At 36.0% G+C, this 22,604-nt stretch carries 20 protein-coding genes; 7 read left to right on the forward strand and 13 right to left on the reverse strand.

Annotated elements, in window-relative coordinates:
• The first annotated feature begins 21 nt into the window (after positions 1–21).
• From C1T31_RS13110 to C1T31_RS13120, 3 genes are read left to right on the forward strand one after another with little or no spacing between them, the layout of a single operon-like run.
• Positions 22–822 carry a TrmH family RNA methyltransferase gene (locus tag C1T31_RS13110; RefSeq protein ID WP_103052968.1) on the forward strand — a complete coding sequence of 267 codons (801 nt, stop codon included), beginning with the start codon at positions 22–24 and terminating at the stop codon, positions 820–822.
• A 5-nt stretch (positions 823–827) separates the two neighbouring features.
• Positions 828–2,063 carry a M48 family metallopeptidase gene (locus C1T31_RS13115; RefSeq protein ID WP_103052969.1) on the forward strand — a complete coding sequence of 412 codons (1,236 nt, stop codon included), beginning with the start codon at positions 828–830 and terminating at the stop codon, positions 2,061–2,063.
• Positions 2,064–2,066: 3 nt separating this feature from the next.
• Positions 2,067–2,312, forward strand: coding sequence for a hypothetical protein (locus C1T31_RS13120; RefSeq protein ID WP_103052970.1), 246 nt, complete (start codon positions 2,067–2,069; stop codon positions 2,310–2,312).
• 6 nt (positions 2,313–2,318) lie between these two features.
• On the opposite strand, the gene C1T31_RS13125 is transcribed toward C1T31_RS13120, so the two are convergent.
• The 7 genes from C1T31_RS13125 to C1T31_RS13155 all read right to left on the reverse strand — a co-directional run bounded on the left by C1T31_RS13125 (position 2,319) and on the right by C1T31_RS13155 (position 8,235).
• Positions 2,319–2,960 (reverse strand): sterol desaturase family protein, encoded by a 642-nt coding sequence (locus C1T31_RS13125; protein WP_103052971.1) that lies wholly within the window; start codon positions 2,958–2,960, stop codon positions 2,319–2,321.
• 50 nt (positions 2,961–3,010) lie between these two features.
• Positions 3,011–4,483 (reverse strand): IMP dehydrogenase, encoded by a 1,473-nt coding sequence (gene guaB, locus C1T31_RS13130; protein ID WP_103052972.1) that lies wholly within the window; start codon positions 4,481–4,483, stop codon positions 3,011–3,013.
• Between the two features lie 73 nt (positions 4,484–4,556).
• The gene (locus C1T31_RS13135) at positions 4,557–5,261 is read right to left on the reverse strand and encodes an Insecticidal toxin complex protein (protein ID WP_103052973.1); all 705 of its coding nucleotides are present in this window, start codon (positions 5,259–5,261) and stop codon (positions 4,557–4,559) included.
• Positions 5,262–5,316: 55 nt separating this feature from the next.
• On the reverse strand, positions 5,317–6,609 hold the full coding sequence (locus C1T31_RS13140) for a DUF3570 domain-containing protein (RefSeq protein WP_103052974.1): 1,293 nt from the start codon (positions 6,607–6,609) through the stop codon (positions 5,317–5,319).
• Position 6,610: 1 nt separating this feature from the next.
• Positions 6,611–6,820, reverse strand: a complete 210-nt coding sequence (locus C1T31_RS13145; protein ID WP_103052975.1) for a DUF4266 domain-containing protein — start codon at positions 6,818–6,820, stop codon at positions 6,611–6,613.
• Positions 6,817–7,797, reverse strand: coding sequence for an FAD:protein FMN transferase (locus tag C1T31_RS13150; RefSeq protein WP_103052976.1), 981 nt, complete (start codon positions 7,795–7,797; stop codon positions 6,817–6,819). The genes C1T31_RS13145 and C1T31_RS13150 overlap by 4 nt, the downstream gene beginning before the upstream one ends.
• A complete protein-coding gene (locus C1T31_RS13155) occupies positions 7,798–8,235 on the reverse strand; it encodes a thioredoxin family protein (protein WP_103052977.1) in 438 nt (145 codons plus the stop codon).
• A gap of 207 nt (positions 8,236–8,442) precedes the next feature.
• Between C1T31_RS13155 and C1T31_RS13160 the strand changes: the two genes are divergently transcribed.
• Positions 8,443–10,662 (forward strand): TonB-dependent receptor family protein, encoded by a 2,220-nt coding sequence (locus C1T31_RS13160; protein WP_103052978.1) that lies wholly within the window; start codon positions 8,443–8,445, stop codon positions 10,660–10,662.
• 51 nt (positions 10,663–10,713) lie between these two features.
• Here the strand turns inward: C1T31_RS13160 and C1T31_RS13165 are convergent, their stop codons facing one another.
• On the reverse strand, positions 10,714–11,574 hold the full coding sequence (locus C1T31_RS13165; RefSeq protein ID WP_394338511.1) for a hydroxymethylglutaryl-CoA lyase: 861 nt from the start codon (positions 11,572–11,574) through the stop codon (positions 10,714–10,716).
• A gap of 111 nt (positions 11,575–11,685) precedes the next feature.
• On the opposite strand from C1T31_RS13165, the gene C1T31_RS13170 reads away from it, so the two are divergent.
• Positions 11,686–12,177 carry a GNAT family N-acetyltransferase gene (locus C1T31_RS13170; protein WP_103052979.1) on the forward strand — a complete coding sequence of 164 codons (492 nt, stop codon included), beginning with the start codon at positions 11,686–11,688 and terminating at the stop codon, positions 12,175–12,177.
• Between the two features lie 3 nt (positions 12,178–12,180).
• On the opposite strand, the gene C1T31_RS13175 is transcribed toward C1T31_RS13170, so the two are convergent.
• The 5 genes from C1T31_RS13175 to C1T31_RS13195 all read right to left on the reverse strand — a co-directional run bounded on the left by C1T31_RS13175 (position 12,181) and on the right by C1T31_RS13195 (position 20,485).
• Positions 12,181–13,200: a quinone-dependent dihydroorotate dehydrogenase gene (locus tag C1T31_RS13175; protein WP_103052980.1), complete on the reverse strand. Its 1,020-nt coding sequence runs from the start codon at positions 13,198–13,200 to the stop codon at positions 12,181–12,183.
• Between the two features lie 56 nt (positions 13,201–13,256).
• Positions 13,257–13,814, reverse strand: a complete 558-nt coding sequence (locus C1T31_RS13180) for a potassium channel family protein (protein WP_103052981.1) — start codon at positions 13,812–13,814, stop codon at positions 13,257–13,259.
• Between the two features lie 112 nt (positions 13,815–13,926).
• Entirely contained in the window at positions 13,927–17,040 is a 3,114-nt protein-coding gene (locus tag C1T31_RS13185; protein WP_103052982.1) for an efflux RND transporter permease subunit, read from the reverse strand.
• Between the two features lie 7 nt (positions 17,041–17,047).
• Positions 17,048–18,130, reverse strand: coding sequence for an efflux RND transporter periplasmic adaptor subunit (locus C1T31_RS13190; RefSeq protein ID WP_243398952.1), 1,083 nt, complete (start codon positions 18,128–18,130; stop codon positions 17,048–17,050).
• A gap of 18 nt (positions 18,131–18,148) precedes the next feature.
• Positions 18,149–20,485, reverse strand: a complete 2,337-nt coding sequence (locus tag C1T31_RS13195) for a TolC family protein (protein ID WP_103052983.1) — start codon at positions 20,483–20,485, stop codon at positions 18,149–18,151.
• Between the two features lie 130 nt (positions 20,486–20,615).
• On the opposite strand from C1T31_RS13195, the gene pepT reads away from it, so the two are divergent.
• Both pepT and C1T31_RS13205 read left to right on the forward strand, forming a co-directional pair.
• A complete protein-coding gene (pepT, locus tag C1T31_RS13200) occupies positions 20,616–21,860 on the forward strand; it encodes a peptidase T (protein WP_103052984.1) in 1,245 nt (414 codons plus the stop codon).
• A 108-nt stretch (positions 21,861–21,968) separates the two neighbouring features.
• Positions 21,969–22,472, forward strand: a complete 504-nt coding sequence (locus C1T31_RS13205) for a Cif family virulence factor (RefSeq protein ID WP_103052985.1) — start codon at positions 21,969–21,971, stop codon at positions 22,470–22,472.
• Positions 22,473–22,604: the final 132 nt, after the last annotated feature.

Consider the following 22,604-nt stretch of genomic DNA (forward strand, 5'->3'; position numbering starts at 1 on the left):
TAGTACTTAAAGATAGTCATAATGACTTATAAATCAATAAAAAGCACCCAAAACCCATTTATTAAAGAGCTTTTTCAACTCAAGGAAAAATCGCGTACCAGAAAACAATCTGGTCAATTTTTAATTGAGGGTGTTCGCGAAATAACACTTGCCATAAAAGGTGGCTATGATATATCACACATTTTATTTCTGCCTGAATTAATATCGGAACAAGCTGTAAACGAACTAACAAGCAAGTCCATGGAACTTATTGAAATTTCTAAAGAGGTCTATCAAAAATTAGCGCATCGGGATACAACGGAAGGTGTTTTGGCAGTAGCAAAATTTAAGGAACATGAAATTGATAATCTCACATTCAACTCCAAAAATCCATTAATATTAGTAGCAGAAGCTCCTGAAAAACCGGGTAATATAGGTGCGCTATTACGCACGGCCGATGCTGCCAATTTGGATGCTGTAATTATTGCCAATCCTAAAACCGATTTATACAACCCGAATATTATACGGTCTAGTGTAGGCTGTATATTTACGAATCAAATTGCGACTGGAACCACTTCTGAAATTATTCAGTTTTTGAAAAAAAACAACATCCATATTTATTGTGCGGCTCTGCAGGCCTCAAAAGATTATCATACCCAAGATTATACAAAACCAACGGCTATTGTCGTAGGAACAGAAGCCACTGGATTAAGTAACGAATGGCTTCAAGAATCTACCCAAAATATTATTATCCCTATGCAGGGAGAAATAGACTCCATGAATGTGTCAGTTGCCGCTGGAATTCTTATTTTTGAAGCCAAAAGACATCGCGATTTCAAATAATTATCATGACTGCCAATACGCTTTTTTGGATTATCATAGCCATTATTGTTCTCAATTTTATCATTGACAAAATATTGGATGCTTTGAATGCCAAACACTTTAATGACAATCTTCCCGAAGCCATAAATGATGTTTATGATGATACTGAATACAAAAAATCACAAGCCTATAAACTGACCAATTATAAATTCGGAATTATTACCTCAACATTTTCATTGCTATTAACACTGGCATTTTTGTTTTTAGATGGGTTTGAGTATGTTGATAATATCGCCAGAAACTATTCTGAAAATCCTATTTTGATTGCTTTAATATTTTTTGGAATCATCATGATTGGCAGCGATATACTCACAACCCTGTTTTCATACTATAAAACTTTTGTCATTGAAGAACGTTTCGGATTCAATAAAACCACAAAAAAGACGTTTATTCTAGACAAAATTAAAGGTTGGGTTATGATGGGCATTTTGGGTGGTGGAATATTAGCGGCCATTATCTGGTTCTATAATGCTACTGGTATTTATTTCTGGCTATATGCTTGGGGATTGGTAACCGTATTTACGGTGTTTATGAATATGTTTTATTCCCGTCTAATAGTTCCCTTATTCAATAAACAAGCACCCTTGGAAGCCGGTGATTTGCGTGATAAAATTTCAGCTTATGCTGAAACGGTCGGTTTTAAGTTGAACAAGATTTTTGTTATTGATGGCTCCAAAAGAAGTACCAAAGCCAATGCCTATTTTTCAGGTTTTGGCAGTGAAAAACGGGTTACGTTATACGACACCTTAATTAATGATTTAGATGAAGAGGAAATAGTAGCTGTATTGGCTCATGAAGTGGGGCACTATAAAAGAAACCACATCATTTTCAACTTAATAAGCTCTATTGTATTAACGGGATTGACTTTATATATACTATCCATTTTTATATCCAATCCGGTATTATCGAATGCATTGGGAGTTGAAATACCAAGTTTCCATATTGGATTGATTGCTTTTGGATTGTTATATTCGCCTATATCAGAAATTACAGGATTAATCATGAATTGGTTTTCTCGAAAGTTTGAATATCAAGCAGATAATTATGCGAAAGAAACCTATAAAGCAGAACCACTGATTACTTCATTAAAGAAGTTATCTAAAAATAGTTTAAGTAACTTAACACCACATCCTGCTTATGTGTTTATGCATTACTCTCACCCAACTTTATTGGATAGAATAAATAACCTCAAAAAACACTAACAAATGCATCAAATAAAACTTATTTGGGACTTTAGAGGCCCAAACTCTATTCAAACAGCCAGTCATCATGCCATTCATTTAAAGGAATATGTAGCTATTGAAAAATTAGAGTTAGGCATCACAGGTTATGAGGTTATTTCAGAAATGCATAGTATTGCTTATTTGGTGGTGAATGAGACCGACATGAAAACGGTTCGAGATGCTTTAAAACCGCATCGAGGACAGCTTTACAATAGTCAAAAAGAATAAACTGAATTATTTTTTAGACGGCTTTGGTGGCATGGTTCCAAAAACCTTATCCCAAAAGGTATTGGATACCCCAAAAGCTTTTTCAGGGTATTGATAATGGTGTAAATTATGGTGCAACCATAAATTTTTAAATCGTTTGGGTGGTCGCTTAACATGAATAGCGCGATGCACAAACGAATACAACAAATATCCAATAAAAAACCCAGGAAAAAACCCAAAAACCAAGTCAGTATATCCTACTAACCAAAATACCAAATAAAAAATCCCAAACAATATGGAGGCCAAAATAATCCCAGGTACAGGTGGCATTAACAGTCGTTCTTCATCTTTGGGAAATTGATGATGAGATCCGTGCATGATAAAATGAAAGCGCTGCACCCATTTAGACTCTGTTATCCAATGAAACAAATATCTATGAAGTACATATTCTGCAAAAGTCCAAAACAATAAACCTGATAAAAAAAGTATGACAAACTGTAAAACGGATAACTTAACAATACCAATTGCAAGATACGTCATACCAATGCTTACTAATCCGTATACAATGACATTTGATATCGGATCGGTTTTGGTTAGGCGCTCTAAAACGGGATTCTTGAATATTTGCGCCTGACCAGTTTGAAAGTTTGTAGTAACCTTTGGGCTCATAATTTTTTATTTACTTAAAAATAAAAAAATAAATCCAAGTAATTAAGTGTTTATCGTGAATAATTTGGAGACTCCTTGGTAATGGTCACATCATGAGGATGGCTCTCATTAATACCTGATGCCGTGATTTTAACAAACTGTCCATTATTCTGAAGTGATGCAATATCTTTAGCACCGCAATAACCCATTCCAGCTCTTAAACCACCAACAAACTGATGAATGCTCTCATTCAATTCGCCTTTGTAAGGCACTCGCCCGACGATACCTTCAGGAACTAGTTTTTTAATATCATCTTCCACATCTTGGAAGTAACGATCTTTACTACCTTGTTTCATAGCTTCTACCGAACCCATACCACGATACGACTTGAATTTACGACCTTCGTAAATTATAGTCTCACCTGGCGACTCTTTGGTACCAGCTAATAAAGAACCCAACATCACACAGTCAGCTCCCGCAGCTATAGCTTTAGGAATATCACCTGTATAACGAATACCGCCATCTGCAATTACTGGGATTCCAGAACCTTTTATAGCTGCAGCTACTTCTAAAACGGCTGAAAACTGCGGAAATCCAACTCCGGCTACAACCCTTGTAGTACATATAGAACCTGGTCCAATACCTACTTTCACAGCATCAGCTCCAGCTTCTACCAGATATTTTGCAGCTTCACCAGTGGCAATATTTCCAACAACCACATCCAGTTTTGGAAATTTTGATTTAACTTCTTTTAAAACATTCACAACACCTTTCGTATGTCCATGAGCCGTATCAATAATAATAGCATCTACACCAGCACTCACCAAAGCCTCTGCTCTATCAACAGCATCTCCTGTAACACCTATGGCAGCTGCCACACGTAAACGCCCATAAGAATCTTTATTAGCTATTGGTTTTTGAGTCAGCTTGGTAATATCCCTAAAAGTGATTAAACCAATCAATTTATAATCATCATCAACTACGGGTAATTTCTCAATCTTGTTTTCCTGAAGAATATCTTCTGCATCCACTAAAGAAGTTCCTTTTCCTGCCGTAACCAAATTCTCTGAAGTCATCACTTCTATGATAGGACGATTATTATCTTTTTCAAATCGCAAATCCCTATTGGTAACAATACCTTTCAATACACCATGATCATCTACAATTGGAATACCGCCAATGCTATGCTCCGCCATATTTTCTTTGGCATCTCGAACGATAGCTGTCAATGGTAAGGTTACTGGATCGATTATCATACCACTTTCAGCTCGCTTCACCTTACGTACCTTGGAGGCTTGCTCCTCAATGGTCATATTTTTGTGCAGAACACCAATACCTCCTTCTTGAGCAATGGCAATGGCCATTTTACTTTCGGTAACGGTATCCATGGCTGCGGACACAATAGGAACGTTTAAAGCTATATTCTTTGAAAATTTTGAAGTGATACTAACTTCTCTTGGCAAGACTTCTGAAAAAGCTGGAACTAATAGGACGTCGTCATAGGTTAGACCTTCTCCTAAAATTTTATTTTGATGTGCGATCATGATGCAATTACGATTATAATTGCATGCAAATATACAACTTAAAACAGTAACTATGTTTTAAGTAAGGGTTAATTTATTCATAATGTGCTTTGCAATAGTCTCGCAATGTTCCTAAAGCATACTCGTAACGTGTTTTAGCATCTGTAATGTTGCCTTTAAAGCGTATTTCTGAAGGAACCAAAAGTGCATAAAACCCTTTGCCTTGAGACATGCGCTTGATAGTTTTGAGAGTTTCGGCATCAATATCTGCATAAATTTCCTGAAGCCAATGATACTGTTCCAAATACAATATTTCCTTATCCCATTCTGTGGCTGCAATATCGTTCAAGACAGGTGAAGAATTGTAAATAGCCTTTAACTTCAAAAAAGCCGAATTAAAAACTTTTTCACTGCCTTGATAGGCATATTCCTTAACTGATTTTTTAGTAAACAAACTAAAGGGGAAGGCCTTGGTTAATCGCAGTTTTTTGGATATATAATGTGCCATTTTAGGCCAAATGACTTCATGACCTTTTGCTTCCATACTTTTATAGTACCATTCATAAAAGTCACGCCGTTGCATGATAGTCTGATATTCCTGGGGCAATTGATTTTCTAAATTGAAGTTATTGGCATGTTGCCAAACTTGGCTATTTTTCTTTCTATCTGATTTCAACCAATCGGAATGCGTCAGTTCTAATCGTCCTGTTTGCCTTTGATATTCTTTTAAAGATTGCCATTCCGACGCAGATACCTGAAAAAAAGTACAGCATAAAATAAAGACCCAAGCATATTTCATGTTATAATATTACGAGGGTCTATGCTATTAAACAAATTTTATTATCAAGAGCTATTTAATCCAATAAAAATTTAAAGCCTGCAGAAAAAATATTGGCCGTCAAACCATCACTCCGATCATAATAGCCATATCGGAAGTCAATACTCTTTAAGCCAAATTTCCAAATATGCATGGCTGTAAAAATATCCGTATAATTAAATCCAAATCCATATTGATGACTATGAAATTTAGATAGATCATAATCTGAAGTGTAAAATTCTTGTGTTGAAAGATGCATTTCATAAGGTGCAAAATAGTCTGCCGCAGTTTGCGTATAAAAGCGATAAACAGGATACACTGTAAACTTATCCGATATTTTAAAAGGCACTTCAATACTGGCTGTATGCGAATTCACACCCCAATCATCATTGTAAAAACGATAATAGGTTCTAAATGTCAATCGTTCATTTAAAAAATAGTTTAAACGCATACCAATAGGAATTTTAAATCTGGAATCCGGTAAGCGCTCCACATCGTCAGCCAACTGAAAATCATCAATAAAAAAATCTGGTTGATCCATAAAATACACACGCTGATGCGGTGTGGACAACAAGCCTTGTTGTTGCACAAAATCCACAAAAACTGAAGCCTGTAAATTTTTGGTCAATATTTGTGAAAAGCTTATTGATACGCTATAGGAATTTCGGCTTTCATCGTTAAAGGCCTGATATTTAAAAGGGTTGTAAGTTCCTGTGCCTACAATATCACTGTTAGTAAAACCAGGACGTAATTCAATGGGATACTGCGGATTCCAAGTATCCAAAAACACATTGGCCTTAATACTGATTTCGGTGTTTTTTTCATTAAACAAGTGCGTATAGCTTCCTCCAAAACCAATGGAAAAATAATCATACTCTGAAGCCACACTTAAATGGCCTTCAACAATATGATTTCTACTATCAGAACTATGCGCATAACTAATGGTTCCACCAGTCCAGACATCAGAAGCTGAAGCACCTGATGAGTCTGAGTAAGGGCTTGCAGGCTGTGATGAATCAAACGGATTAATATTACTCGAAGACGCTGATGAATAGGCAGAAATACCTGCATCAACGGTTAAAACATCATCACTGTTTAAGGGTATAGCCACAACGATAGTTGGTGTGATATCGGTTAATTTTTCGGTTCCTATACCTCCTGAAACAGCAGCATGTGTACCATCTTGCGTATAGTAGCTCATCAAGAAATCAACTTCATTGGTTTCTAGTACCCTCTTTTTGTAGGATGCTGTGTTATCTGTTTCAGTATCTTGAGCAAAAGACATTCCTCCTATCAAGAAAAACAATGCTATGATTATTATCTTTCTCATGTTAGTTACAACCACAGCCTCCCCCTGTTTTTCCTCCGTTAGCGCCAGAAGAGCCTTCACGGTATAACTGGTAATTGGTTTCAAATCGTTCTATCTTTTTTGCAGAAAGAACCATTTCAGGGTCGTTAATGTTTACCTTATCATATTCCTTAACAGTGACGCAGGAAGATAATGTTAACGCTAATACAGAAAGCAATAAAAACTTTTTCATTCTTTAGGTTTTATTTGATCGGAGTAAAAAATAGCTCCGTCTTCGTCAATAATGATACAATCTATTTGATTGAGCTGATTTACAAAATCCAACCCAATATCCTTGCCCATAACAAAAATAGATGTTGCCAAAGCATCTGCCAGTTCGGCTTTAGGAGCTAATACACTAACACTTATAACACCCGTGCTTGGATAACCCGTTCTGGGATCTATAATATGGGAATACCGTATATCATTAAACTTCACGAATTTCTCATAATTTCCAGAAGTCACAATAGCGCGATTATCTACTGGTAACATGGCAAAAACATGATCTTTATTCAACGGATTGTTAATAGCAATTCGCCAGGGCTCACCATTGGTTTGGTAACCCCAGGTGTTCATATCGCCTGAAGCATTAATAATCCCTCCAGAAACACCTTTCTTCTTCAATAGTTCTTTAGCCATGTCTGCTGCATAACCCTTGCCGATGGCACCAAAACCAATTTTCATACCCTTTAATTTCAGGAAGACACTGTGATTAGTGTCATCTAAAATGATATTGTGATAGCCTACTTTAGAAACCGATTCTTCAACTTCAGAGGGTTCTGGCATCTTGGTCATACTACCATCAAACTTCCAAATTCTATCCATGGAGGCATACGAAATATCAAAAGCACCTTGGGTGAGGTTTGAAATACCAATGGCACGTTTAATCAAATTAAACAATTCCGGATCCACTACAACGGGTTTAACACCAGCATTCTTATTGACTAGAGAGGTTTGTGAATTTGGATCCCATGATGAAATTAAACGTTCAATACGCTGAATTTCACTAACGGCTTCATCGATATATTCATCTGCTTGTTCTTGAGATTGTGCGACAACGGTTATATCAAACCGGCTGCCCATGAGCTTTAATGTCCGTTTATAGGTTCCTTGTGAGAAAGTCAGTTGAGACACTATAAAAAAACAATATAGAGGCAGATAATATTTCATTTATTTCACAAATGATTTCAGTTTATCTACATAGGATTGGGGTGCTATTTTTTCATAACCCATTTCTCCTAAAACCTTTCCGCTTTCATTCAAAACTAGCACCAATGGAAAAAAACCATTTTTATTATACTTTTCAGCCAAACTCCTGTTTTGAGTTTGTAATTCTTCAGACAAGGTGTTTTGTTTTTTTCGTGGAAAATCAGCCTTAACCAATACGACATTGGCATCCGAATAATTTATAAAGGCATCACTTTGGAAAATTTGCTGGTCCAACTTGATGCATGGTGCACACCAATCTGAACCAGAAAAAACCAAGATCATTGGTTTGTGCATTTTTTGAGCCTCTAATTGAGCCTCTTTAAAATTGTGATTCCAATTTTGAGAGAAGGTATTAAAACTGATAACGGTCAGTAATAATATTGTAAAATATGTTTTCATTTAAAATCTTTGAAGAAGATACTTTCAAAACGTAAATGAACAACAATTATTTCATTCCTAATGTAACATTGGTCACATTCTTTATCTGACTATCAAACAATTATTAAATATTATTTTTATTTATTCTAAATAAACTTGTAAGAAGTAATTTTTGATACTATTTTTGCGGACTTAAAAACAATCTATTTATAATAAGTCTAAATAAAGATGAAACACTACTTATCACTAATCACAGCACTTTTAAGCTTATCATTAGTTGCTCAAAATGAAAAACCTTTAGATTCTCTTCAAGATTTAGAAGAAGTAATTATTTCTACCAATGTTATTTTCGGAAATAAATATGTCGCTAAAAATAGAACAGGATCTGCCTATTATATTTCACCAGAAGAATTAAAGAAGTTTAATTACACCGATATCAACAGGGTCTTACGAACGGTACCTGGCGTCAATATTTATGAGGAAGATGGATTTGGATTAAGGCCAAACATTAGTTTACGTGGCACATCACCTGAACGAAGTGCCAAAATATCCCTTATGGAAGATGGCGTCTTAATAGCTCCTGCGCCTTACAGTGCACCAGCCGCTTACTATTTCCCATCAATAGCACGAATGGAGGCCGTTGAGATCTTAAAGGGAAGTAGTCAAGTACAATATGGTCCGTTTACTACAGGTGGTGCCATAAATATGGTGTCAACCCAAATACCTGATACGTTTCATGGAAAGATTTTTGGGAGTTATGGTTCTTTTAATACCGGACAACTACAGGCCAAGGTTGGCGATAGTCGCGAAAACTTTGGTTATATGGTAGAATACTTGAACTATAATTCAGATGGTTTTAAAAACATTTTAGACAACCAAAACACAGGTTTTGATAAAAATGATGTTGTAGCAAAATTTCGTGTTAATTCAAACAGCGATGCCAAAATTCAAAATGCATTAGATCTGAAATTTCAATATTCTGATGAAGTTTCTAACGAAACCTATTTAGGATTAACAGAGGCTGATTTTGACACCAATCCGTTTGATCGCTATGCGGCTTCTCAAGAAGATCAAATGAATGCTGAACATGTACAAATTACCGCAACTCATACTGCAGATTTCAATGAAAACTTCAGAATCACCACAACGGGATACTATAACCGTTTCCAACGTAATTGGTATAAACTTAATGATGTTACTTTCAATAATACTCGCGCAGGAATCGCTGATATAGTCAGTGATCCAGAGACTTATTCAGATTATTTAGCTATCGTAAAAGGTGAAACAAATTCCACTGATGATGCGCTTGGTGTAAAAGCTAACAACAGACTTTACAACTCAAAGGGTATTCAATCAAAATTTGATTATCATATTAAAGGTGGCAATACCTTTCACGACATTGAAGTCGGATTGCGTTATCATTATGATGAAGAAGACCGTTTTCAATGGGTTGATAAATATAAAATAGACATTCAAGGTTTAATGACCTTGACCCAAACAGGCATTCCAGGAACAGATGCTAATAGAATAAGTGCTGCTAAAGCATTTGCCGCATATGCCATGTACAAATTCAGATACAACAAAATAACCATCACACCAGGCTTACGCTATGAAAACATGGTTTTAGAGAGACAAGATTTTGGTAAAAATGATGTAAACAGAATCGGTTTGGATGTATCAAATCGTGAAAACAAGGTAGACGTATTTATTCCGGGCATTGGGTTCAGTTATAAATTCAACAATATGACCTCTTTATTTGGAGGTGTTCATAAAGGATTTTCGCCGCCAAGTAATCAAGTTGGACAAAAACCAGAGGAAAGTATCAATTATGAATTAGGTTCAAGATTTGCTGTTTCTAGACTAAAAGGTGAAATCGCTGTTTTTTATAATGATTACAGTAATTTGTTGGGTAGTGATTTAGCAGCAACGGGTGGTACTGGGTCCCTAGAACAATTTAATGCTGGAGAGGTTAATGTAGCTGGATTAGAAGCCTTAATCAATTATGATTTGTTGTCTAAAAACCCTAAATACGGTTTGCCTATTTCATTGGGCTATACTTATACGCATGCTGAATTCGAAAATAGCTTTGGAAGTACCGACGGTCTTTGGGGTGAAGTTGAGGCAGGTGATCAATTACCATATTTACCAGAACATCAATTTAACTTGATGGTTTCGTTGGAGCACGAGAAATATGAATTAAATGCTAGCGGTCGCTATTTAGGAACATTCAGAACAATGGCCGGATCTGGTGCCATACCAACAAACGAAAAAGTAGATTCAAATTTTGTTTTAGATTTTTCAGCGAAATACCATTTTAATAAACATTTAAGTGTCATGGGTAATATTTTTAATGCTTTGGATACCACATATGCAGTTTCTCGAGTTCCAGCTGGCTTAAGACCTGGTATGCCATTTGCTGCTAATGCAGGATTAGAGTTTAGGTTTTAAAATAATGTATTAGTCTAAATTTAAAAAGCTACTTGTTTCAAGTAGCTTTTTTTAATGATAGACACTAAAAATTTTAGTTGCTTCATTGTAAGCGCTCTCAAAACTCATGGCATTGAGATCCGATTTCTTTTTGGAAGTGAAGTAAGAAAGCAGTTTTTCAGTAGGCATGTTCCCAGTGAGCTCATCTTTAGCCATCGGACAGCCGCCAAAGCCTTGAATGGCACCATCAAATCGTTTACAGCCAGCTCTATAGGCCGCATCCACCTTTTCAAACCAAGTGGAAGGTGTTGTATGTAAATGGGCACCAAATTCTATTTGAGAATATTTGGGAATTAAATTGGAAAACAAATAGTCAATATTTTCAGGGTCAGAGCTTCCTATAGTATCACTTAAGGATAATATCTTAACACCCATATTACTCAACCGCTCGGTCCACTCCCCTACAATATCTACGTTCCAAGGGTCTCCATAAGGATTACCAAATCCCATAGAAATATATACCACAACTTCTTTATTTGATTTATTGGCAATTTCCAAAATCTCCTTTAGAGTAACCACCGATTGCGCAATGGTTTTATGGGTATTACGCATCTGGAAATTTTCAGAGATTGAAAACGGGTAACCTAAATAATTTATTTCTGGATGTTGGGAGGCATCTTGAGCACCTCGAGTATTGGCAATAATGGCCAATAATTTAGAAGTGGTTTTTGATAAATCCAACTGTGAAAGCACTTCAGCTGTATCAACCATTTGCGGTATTGCTTTGGGAGACACAAAACTTCCAAAATCAATAGTATCAAATCCCACGCGTAACAATGACTGGATATATTGCACCTTTTTTTCAGTAGGAATAAAATCCTTGATACCTTGCATGGCATCACGTGGACATTCAATGATTTTGATTTCAGACATAATCTCAAAAATAGGATTTTTACCCATTAGTAAAAAACAATTTAGCTGTGATTCTATTTTTATTAGATTTACAAAACCGTAATAGCTTGGCAACCTGATAAATTATAAAAATTGATTAAAACTGTCACATCAAAATCAGCAATAAAAATAACTGCCCAATTAGCGCACAGCATTTGGAATCAACATTATGTGCCCATCATTGGTCAAGACCAAGTGGATTATATGATTGAAAAATTCCAAAGTGAAACAGCCATAACTCAACAAATACAGGAAGGTTATCAGTATTTCATGATTGAACACCAATCGCGTCCTTGTGGTTATTTAGCTTTGGTACCTAATCCAGTTGAAGGTAAAATCATGATCAGCAAGATTTATGTCGATAGTCATTACCGAGGTTTGGGTCTAGGTCTTGCGCTTTTGGATTTCACAGTTAAAAAAGCTCAAAACGAAGGTTTCAAAACAATCTGGTTAACGGTCAATAAATACAATACCCATTCCATACAATGGTATGAAAAACAAGGGTTTCAAATAAAGGAAAAAGTTGAGTTTGATATTGGCAATGGCTTTATCATGGATGATTACCTCCTTGAAAAACCTGTTTAGTTGTTAGGCTCTTTCAAGCAATGCCTTATTGATAGCTTTAACCAGTTTAGGTCCTTCATAAATAAAACCAGTATATAGTTGAATTAAATCGGCACCTGCATCCAGTTTTTCCAAAGCATCGGCAACCGAATGAATACCACCCACACCTATAATCGGAAAAGCCTTATGACTTTTTTCTGAAAGAAAACGAATCACTTCCGTGGACCGTCCAGTTAACGGTTTACCACTCAAGCCACCAACCTCATCTTTATTTTCAGATTTAAGACCGGTTCTTGAAATGGTGGTATTGGTTGCGATTACACCATCAATTTTAGTGTCTTTAACAATATCAATAATATCCAGTAATTGCGAATCGGTTAAATCGGGTGCTATTTTTAATAGAATGGGTTTGGGATTTTCTTTTTTTGAATTTAAGTCCTTTAAAGTTTGTAATAACTTGGTAAGAGGCTCTTTATCTTGTAACTCCCGTAAATTAGGCGTGTTTGGTGAACTGACGTTGACCACAAAATAATCCACATAATCAAACAAAGCATTAAAACATAGCTTGTAATCGTTTACCGCTTCTTCGTTGGGTGTCACCTTGTTTTTACCAATATTGCCGCCAATCAGGACATCTGTATTTTTTTTTAAACGTTCAACAGCTTCAGCTACACCACCATTATTAAATCCCATACGGTTAATAATAGCCGAATCTGATTGTAAACGAAATAATCGTTTTTTAGGATTACCAGGTTGTGCCTTTGGCGTAAGCGTACCGATTTCAATGAAACCAAACCCTAAATTGGACAACTCATTAAATAATTTGGCATCCTTATCAAAACCAGCTGCTAATCCTACAGGATTCTTGAATTTTAATCCAAATAATTGACGTTCAAGTTTTGTATCATCCACACAGTAAAGGCTTCTAAACATATTAGACATCAATGGAATCCTATTCAGAAACCGTATCATTGAAAAGGTGAAATGATGAATTTTTTCAGGATCAAATAGAAAAAAAAGTGGTCGGATGATTAATTTGTACATCGGTGGATTTTTGAGGAACAAAAATACAATTCTATTTAAGGAAATTTTCCTAAAAGTTAGTCTTTTTGTGAGTGTCTAATGTATTTTTCCACGACAACCGCCGTAATAATGACCAAATAAAACTGACCAACCATAGCTATAAACATAGACGCTTTTTGGGCAATGTCAGAAATTGGTGTGATATCACCATAACCAATGGTCATTAAGGTAATGTAACTGTAATACATCAAATCATCGATATTTTTAGGGGTCATTCCTGTTTCCTGCAACCCACTAAAAGAACCTGGATTGATAAGTTCTATACAATTAAAAATAAAAAATCCAATGAGCCCCAAGGAAATATAACCACTCATCAATCCATAAATAACTGTTTTATTGACTTTTTTCGCTTTCCAAACTTGAGAAATAATTTCGAAGGTTGTTAAACTGTAAAAAATAAAATAAATAAAAAAGCGTACATATTCTAATACATGTTCTTCAGAACTTAAAAAATAACGGTATAAAAAAACGCCAATTGTAACGAATAAAATAACTCTAACAATTATTGATTGTTTTCGTCTCTTTTTAAATATCACCAACCCAGACGCTATATTAATAACAAACAGCACAGGCATAACAAGGGTATTTAAAAAATACTTCGGAAAAATAAGTGAGCCAAAGAGAATTAAAACCAGACTAAAAAAGAAAAGTTCAAAACGATATTGATAGAGTCTTTTTAAAACCACTTTAATCTTCCATTAATTTTTCATTGAATTCATAATCCTTGTAATTCACCTTATACAAAACGCTGTAAAACGATGGGATAAATAATAAGGTTATAAACGTACCAAACAAAAGACCTACCATGATACTAACGGCCATACCTTCCCACATTTCACCGCCACTCAAATACAATGGTATTAAACCTAACACCGTAGTAAAGGTTGCTAATAAAATAGGTCTGAAGCGTTGCAAACAAGCGGCAATAATAGCATCCTGAATGGGTCTTTTTATTTCGGTTTCTTCAATTTGAATCCTGTCAATCAAAACGATAGCATTATTAATAACTATTCCAGCCAACGATATCACACCTAAAAACGGCATGAATCCAAATGGTTCTTGGAATATTAGAAGTCCAATGACGACACCAATAATTCCTAATGGAATCGTCGAGGCCACCATGGTAGTTTTTCTAACCGAATTAAATTGAATAATAAGCAATAAAATAATAATGAATCCTGACAATGGTAAATAACCTATAACCGCTCCCATATTTTCAGCCGTGTTTTCTGCATCACCTCCAAATTTATAGGTGTATCCTTCTGGCCAGGTTTTAGACTGTTCGGCTATCCAAGGTGTTATTTCCTTCATTATAGCTGAAGCGTTACCATCATCATTTAACTCACTGGAGACCACTATCGTTCTATCAATATCCAAACGCTTTATTTTGGCATATTGCCATTCTGGAATTATGGTAGCCACTTGACTTAAAGGGACACTCTTACCCGTATTTTGAGCATAAACATTTAAGGTTTCTATGGAAGCCAATGTTTGTTGCTGACTACCGTCACTTCGCATTAGAATAGGAATAGATTTATCATCCTCACGATACTCCCCTGTTTTAAAACCATCTAAAACCGTTTGTAAAGATGTTGCGATATCCTGGTTAGAAACACCCGCCAAACGAGCTTTGTTTTGATCAATGTTGACAACAAACTTTTTACTTTTTGGTCCCCAATCGTCTTTGACATTTTTGGTTCCGGTTATTTTGGATAGTTTTTGTTTGGTTTGTTCCGATAAGGCTGCCAATATATCTGGATTATCTCCAGATATTTTGACCTCAATGGGCGTACCACCACCTCCTGAACCCAACAGACTCACTTTAATGTCGGCATCCGGGAAATTATTAAAACAAAATGCATCTAGTTTATTCACCAACTCATTGTTATAAATGGCATCAGAAACATTCACCAGCATATGTCCATAACTAGCATCGGGTTCATCGGGAGTATAGCCTAAATCATAAGATTCCGGTCCTTTTCCAACATATGAAGACCAATCGGTAATACCATTTTCACGAGTTTCATTGACTAAAAGCGAATCACGCATGTAAACCTCCAATTCTTCAACCAATTCTTGAGTGCGTTCAATTCGCGTCCCTTGGGTTAAGTTAATGTCTACCGTAATCATGTTTCGATCACTATCCGGAAAGAAAATGAATGGAATTTTCGTGAACCCATAAAGCGATAACATAAATAGTCCCACTATTACTAGAAGCACGGTAACTTTTATAGATAATGCCTTCAGAATTAAATCCTTGTAATAGCCTTTTAATTTAAATATGACTTTATCGATAGCACTAGGTTCACGTTCTGCTTTAGGTTTTATTTTCAAAAATAAAACACAGAACAAGGTAATTACGGTTAAAGCTAAAAGCCAGGACGATAATAAAGCCAGAGATATTACCACGAAAATAGGTCCTACAATGTCACCCATAGTCGATTCAGCCAAATAAAAAGCCAAAAATGCCGCAGAGGTCGTTAAGGTTGAAATTAACAGTGGTGTAAATAATTCGGAACAGGCTTCAATGGCTGCTGTTTTAGCAGCTGTGCCATTTTCCATTTTAACCATTACGGTTTCTGCCACAACTATGGCATTATCGACCATCATACCCAAAGCCATAATTAAGGCTGCCAAAGTCACCTGATTTAAACCCATACTGATGACTCCCATAAGCATCAACGTCATAATAGTCACTAAAGGAATCAGGCTGGCAATGATGGCTCCTGTTCGAACACCTAAAAATATAAGCATCACCAATAATACTATCACAATAGATTGCATGAGATTGACAATGAAATCACTGATTTTAACATCAATATATTTATCTAAAGAAGCCAATCGTGTTAACTCGAGTCCAACAGGCAACTTATTTTGCCAGTCGGAAATTACCTGATTCACATCTGCTCCCAATTGAATGACATTGGCACCTTCTTTCAAACTCACATGCATGGAAATGGCATCTTTGCCATTTACCTTCACGATTTGAGTTGGTGGATCGATATAACCTTTGACAATGGTTGTAATATCACCCAAGTAAACCATTTGAGTCCCATCACCTACCGGAATTAATGTATTTTCAATATCCTCAACCGAATTAAAATTACCAGTAGGTTCCAAAATAATGCGTTCATTTTGAAGATTGACCTGACCTCCTGAACTCAATATATTGGTGGCACTGATAGCTGATTGTAATTTAGATGCTGATAAACCATATTCTTTTAAACGAGAATTATCAAACTCTACAAAAACGCGTTCGTCTTGCACCCCTCCTAATTCCACTTTAGCGGCAAACTCCAGTTTAATTAAATCGTCTTTGATATCATCAATGTATTCCTTTGATTCGGCATAGGAAAATCCATCTGAAACCAAGCCCACAGCAATTCCAAACACTTCGCCAATACCATCATCATCCAAAAAAGGCACAGCACCAGAAGGCAATCCTTCGATGGCATCCAACTTACGACGTAATCTGTCCCAAACAGCTTGTAATTTTTCAGGCTTGACCTCATCTTTTAACTCCACCGTGACCACTGACAAACCAGAACGTGACGTACTACTAACTTCTTTTAACTCCGGAAGTTCCTGGGAAATTTTTTCAACCTTATCCGTTACCAATAGCTCCACACGTTCCGGACTCGCTCCCGGAAATTGCGTGACGATAGTAGCTACTCGAACCGTATAGGGTGGCATACTATCACGTGATAATCCTTGGTACATGACGATACCCATTAACACAATGGTGGCAAGAACCGTAAAGGTAATTCTATTGCGTTCTATTGAAAACTGGGCTAAATTCATCTAGCAGTTAATTAAGTTTTACCTGTTGTCCGTCAAGCAAAGTCTGTAAACCAGCTGTGGCTATTTTTTGTCCTGCCTCCAATCCAGATGTGACTAAAAAACCTTCCGATGTCAACGCTCCCAATGTAACGGGTTGACGCTTGACTATATGCTTGTCTTGATTTTCCTCAATGACAAAAACAAAACGGCTTTCACCATCTTCGCCGACACTTACTGCAGGTATAACCAGCTCTCTTTTTACCTGATCTTCCATTCCAAATTCAAACATAACATTCGCAGCCATACCACTTTTTATAGCTTCATCATTATCATTAATGGTTACTCGAATAGGATAGGTTGATGTATTCTGGTCTAGTGCCGGAGCAACCTCTGAAACTGTGGCATCAAATTGTTTATTAGGTATCGCTGTAAAAGACACCTTTACCTTCATGCCTTTATTCACATTGTTAATCACACTTTCTGGTAAACCCAAAGCAATTTCAATAGCCGTTCCAGCATTCAATACACCAATGATTTGACCAGGTGAGACATTTTCATCAACTTCAGCTACAACGGAAGCTATGGAACCGTTTTCTGGTGCATAGAGATACCCAAACTTAATTTGTTCAGCTTGAATGGACACACTGCGTTTAGCGGATTCAAAACTAGCTACAGCTGTTCGATAAGAATTCTTGGCAGCTTCATAATCACTTAATGATGCACTCCCCTTTTCATATAAGGTGCGTACACGATTCAAACTCAACTTGGCCGTATTCATTTGTGACTCCGCACTATTCTTACTTTCCAAAGCACTCTCATAATTTAATCGTGCCTGCACATTATCCAATTGTGCCAATAAATCGCCTTTCTTGACCTGTTGTCCCAATTTCATATCTAGCATCACAATAATTCCTGTATTCCTGAAACTCAAGTTGATTATTTTTTCGGTTTTTGCCGTACCACTAAAATTTCTAACCTTTTCACCACCTGAATAGGTCACTTCGGTGTATTTAACGGGTCTTAATACCTCTGCCTTGGTTTCTTCTTTTTTACCACATGCCATAATCAGTATGGTTAAAAAGAGCATCCAAATCTTACCTGTATGTTTCATAATCATTATGATAGTTTATTAATCTTCAACACTGGCCTTAAATTCAATAAATCGAGCAATAAATTCCTGACGCTCGTCCGTAGTTTCCAGTAAAAAGAAATTTCCAATATAGCGCTCCAAAGTCAACATAGCCAATAAATAATTGTACGTAGCGTTACTACTGGCCAATTGTGCTTTTAAATAATTGTTTTGGGCATCCAACAACTGAATAATATTAACAGCACCATTCTCATAAGAGGTTTGGGTTAATTCTAAAACCTCCTTGGCCGTCTCTTCAAATACTTTTGACAATTCAATATTGGTGATTTGATTGATAATATTTAAAACAGCATCATTGATATTCTTTTCAATTTCCAACTTAATATTATCGGAAGCAATACCCAACTGGTCTTTTTGAATAGTTGCAATTTGCTGATTTATATTCTGCTTATTCTGATTAAAGATTGGTAACGACAAGTTCAGACCAACATTATAAAACCCATCAGGAGGCGTCGTTAAAAAAGCTGGAAACGTACTACCTGCACCACTTCTGGAAAAAACATAGTTATACTTTCCTTGTAAAGCCACTGTTGGTAAAAAACGACCTGGACCAAATAGCTTTTCGCTGCGTTCGGTAGCCAATAAGTTATAATCCAAATATTTTAACTCTGGCGAATTGGTTAACGCTTCCTGAACCAAAAATTGAATAAATGGTTTACGTTCCAAAGGATCATTCAACAAGTTACTAAAATCATGATAATCATAGGCCTCAAAAACACCCTGATCTAATTCGACCTCATTCACATCAATACTATACCCAATTGGATTGTTCAATAATTGGTTCAATACATAAAACCCTTGTTTGAGCTGGTTAATAGATTCTATATTATCCTGCATATTTTGAACCAGCTCACTTCGAAATCGTAACACATCCGATTTACCTGATTGACCAGCCTCAAAATTTTGAGCGGCTATTTGTAAATTACGCTTGGTGAGGTTTAAGTTTTTGTTTTTAATTTTATAATTGGCTTTTAATATCAATGCATTAAAATAAGCTGTAGCAGCCTCGAAAATAATATTCAATTGTTCCCTGTTATAGTCCTCCTGCTGGGCTTTTTGAAGTGCTTGTTGAATACCAATATTGGCATTGGCTGCTTCAGAGAAAACCGTTTGTGATAAAGTGACATTACCCGAAGTTGAAAATTCGGGATTTTGTCCATTAGTGGCCGCTGCAAATTCAGGATCCACATAACTAGCAGAAGCTGCCGCAGAAACATCTGGCAAATAATTGCTTTTGGCTAATTGCGTATCTTTTTCTGAAAGACGTACATTTTGTTGACTTTCCTGTAAGCTTAAATTTTCTGCAATGACTTCTGTCATCACATCCACTAAACTATAGATTTTTTCAGCATCCAATTCTGAAGCATCACCCACAAAATTGGTAGAGGCTATCAAACTATATTTCAAGGGAACTCCCAACTTTTCTGCTGTATTAAAATTGACAGTCAAGTTTTTGTTCAACGTTAAGAGGGATGATGGTTCCGCAAAATCATCATCTACAACAATGGACTCAACACTTAAGGCTACCCTTCTAAAAAACTGATTAATTTGTGATTGATCATGATTACTGGCTAAAAGTCCGTTCTCTACATCTTGAATAGGTGTTGTGGTAAATGATGGAATATTTTTAGCAATTAACGCTTCTGAAATGGTTTTGATTTCAGCATCGGTTAAATACAGTCCTCCAGCAAAGTAAACAGCATCATAGCCATCTACTGAATTTATGATATCACTCGCCGTTTCAAAAGGTAATATGGTGAGATTTAAATCTAAATTACGTTCCAGATTAGGAATCATTTCAGCAATCGGTGTATAATCCATCACGCCGCGTTCTAATATGATACCGACATTTTTACAGCCAACCAATTGCTTTAACAAGGTTAGATCTTCTTCATAGGATAAGGTTGTGAGTATGGATGTAAAATTGGGTGTGTCATTTTGTATGGCATCACTGGAAAGAAACTCCTTATTAACTGTCCCAAATAATATGGTTGGTTTGGGATAATTCTCTATTTGCGAGATTACCGCATTATTAATATTTCCAAAAGCGACAATAATATCAACTTCAGATAGCAACTGCTGGTAATTTTGAAGTGCCATGGCAGCGTCAAAATGATTAACTAATCTTGTTGCGCGGTCAAATTTAATAATGGCATCTTCACCAACTACTGCTTTTATCTCTGTTTCCAACTCATCTATTAATGCATCAATTTCTTCGTTCTTACTATCTAACAAATAGCCTAATTCAAAAACTTTTTCTTGAGAGAAAACAGATAACCCAATAAAGAAGAGTAAACTTATAAACCAGAAGCGCATTAAAACGTGTTTTATTGGTTAAAAATAGCTGTAATTTGATATTAAACAAAGAGTTAAGGCAAATTAAATTTACGGTCTATTATTTTATTAATGGGGAATGAAAGTTTATTTTTGAGAAAAATTAAACGAAATGATTAACAAACAACATATTATTGACCGTTTTATTGGTTATGTAACTATCGATACCGAATCTGATCCAAAATCTGAAACCACACCCAGTACAGCCAAGCAATGGGATTTAGCAAATGCTTTAGCAGAAGAACTTAAATCTATTGGTATGAGCGATGTCACGATAGATGACAATGCCTACATTATGGCTACTCTACCTAGCAATGTGGACCATGATGTTCCTACCATTGGTTTTATATCCCATTTTGATACGAGTCCCGATTTTACAGGTGCTAATGTGAAACCACAAATTGTTGAGAATTATAACGGCAAAGACATTGTATTAAATGCTGCCCAGGATATTGTACTGTCTCCCGATTACTTTGAAGATTTGTTGTTATATAAGGGACAAACCTTGATTACTACTGATGGCACCACATTATTAGGAGCCGATGATAAGGCGGGCATTTGTGAAATTGTCTCGGCTATGGAGTATTTAATACAGCATCCCGAGATTAAACATGGGCCTATTCGTGTTGGCTTTACACCAGACGAAGAAATAGGTCGTGGTGCCCATAAATTTGATGTTGAAAAATTTGGCGCCGATTGGGCCTATACCATGGATGGCAGTCAAATTGGCGAATTGGAATATGAGAATTTCAATGCGGCAGGTGCTGTAGTGACTGTGAAAGGAAAAATAGTGCATCCTGGCTATGCTAAAGGTAAAATGGTGAATTCCATGTATATTGCCACCGAATTTATTAACTCTTTACCACGAATGGAAACACCAGAACATACCGAAGGCTATGAAGGCTTTTTTCATTTACACAATATGAATGGTGCTGTTGAAGAAACCGTTCTGGAATACATTATCCGCGACCATGATAAAGGCCATTTTGAAGCACGCAAGGAGATGATGCAAAAATTGACGAACGAACTCAATGACCAATATGGCAGAGAGGTTATTTCTGTTGAAATCAAAGACCAATACTTTAATATGAAGGAAAAGGTCGAACCGGTTATGCATATTGTGGATATTGCCGAAGAAGCCATGAAACAATTAAATATTAAACCCCTTATCAAGCCAATTCGTGGTGGTACCGATGGTTCCCAATTAAGTTATATGGGATTGCCTTGCCCTAATATTTTTGCAGGTGGACATAACTTTCATGGACGTTACGAATACGTGCCTGTGGAGAGTATGCTTAAAGCTACCGAAGTGATTTGTAAGATTGCAGAATTGACAGCAAAAAAGCACCAAGCCTAGGCAGTTGACTTTGTAAAAAAAATAACCGAACTTCGTTTAACTACTGATATAAACAATTGAAACAGTTCATATCAAGACATTGTGTGCAATTTGAGAAAAACAGAAATTATGAGTAATTATTTAAATGTTTTTGGAAAACCTTTGTTTGGAATCATGGTAGTTTTAATATTTCAGTCATGTGAAAATCAACACAACACTACATCTGAAATTGACAAAGTTTCTAAAGATTCAATTTCTGAAATAGAAATAAAAAAAACAATTGAAGACTTATACGAGGTTTATTCAAAATCTGACCTACAATGGGTTGATTTTTATAAGGACAAATATAATATTGTTTCTGGAAATGGAACCGTTAAAACTATAAACAGAGATTCGCTAAGAGTCTATTGGAAAAACATGTATGAGAAATACAATGTTATCCTGAACAACAGAGGAAAGCCCATATTAAGTGTGTCTGGTAATCAAGCTTTTCACTACAATACATTCGATGAAATTTTAATAAATAAAACAACTAATGATACAATTGAAAATATTGGAACCTGGGTTGTTTTATGGAAAAAACAGAAGGACGGTTCCTGGAAAATAGAGTTTGAAACTTATAATGCTAAATAAAAACTGCACACAACAAAGAACTGAGTTAAAAAACAAATCTTTTTAAGCTAATCTTGACACAAAGTTTTCGTCGTATGGCAACTCGCTTTTTGCAATGGCAAATGCCTGTTTCAACAGCTTGTTTGCTACAGC

It is taken from the genome of Hanstruepera neustonica, from assembly GCF_002895005.1.
In the GTDB taxonomy this organism is placed as follows: domain Bacteria; phylum Bacteroidota; class Bacteroidia; order Flavobacteriales; family Flavobacteriaceae; genus Hanstruepera; species Hanstruepera neustonica.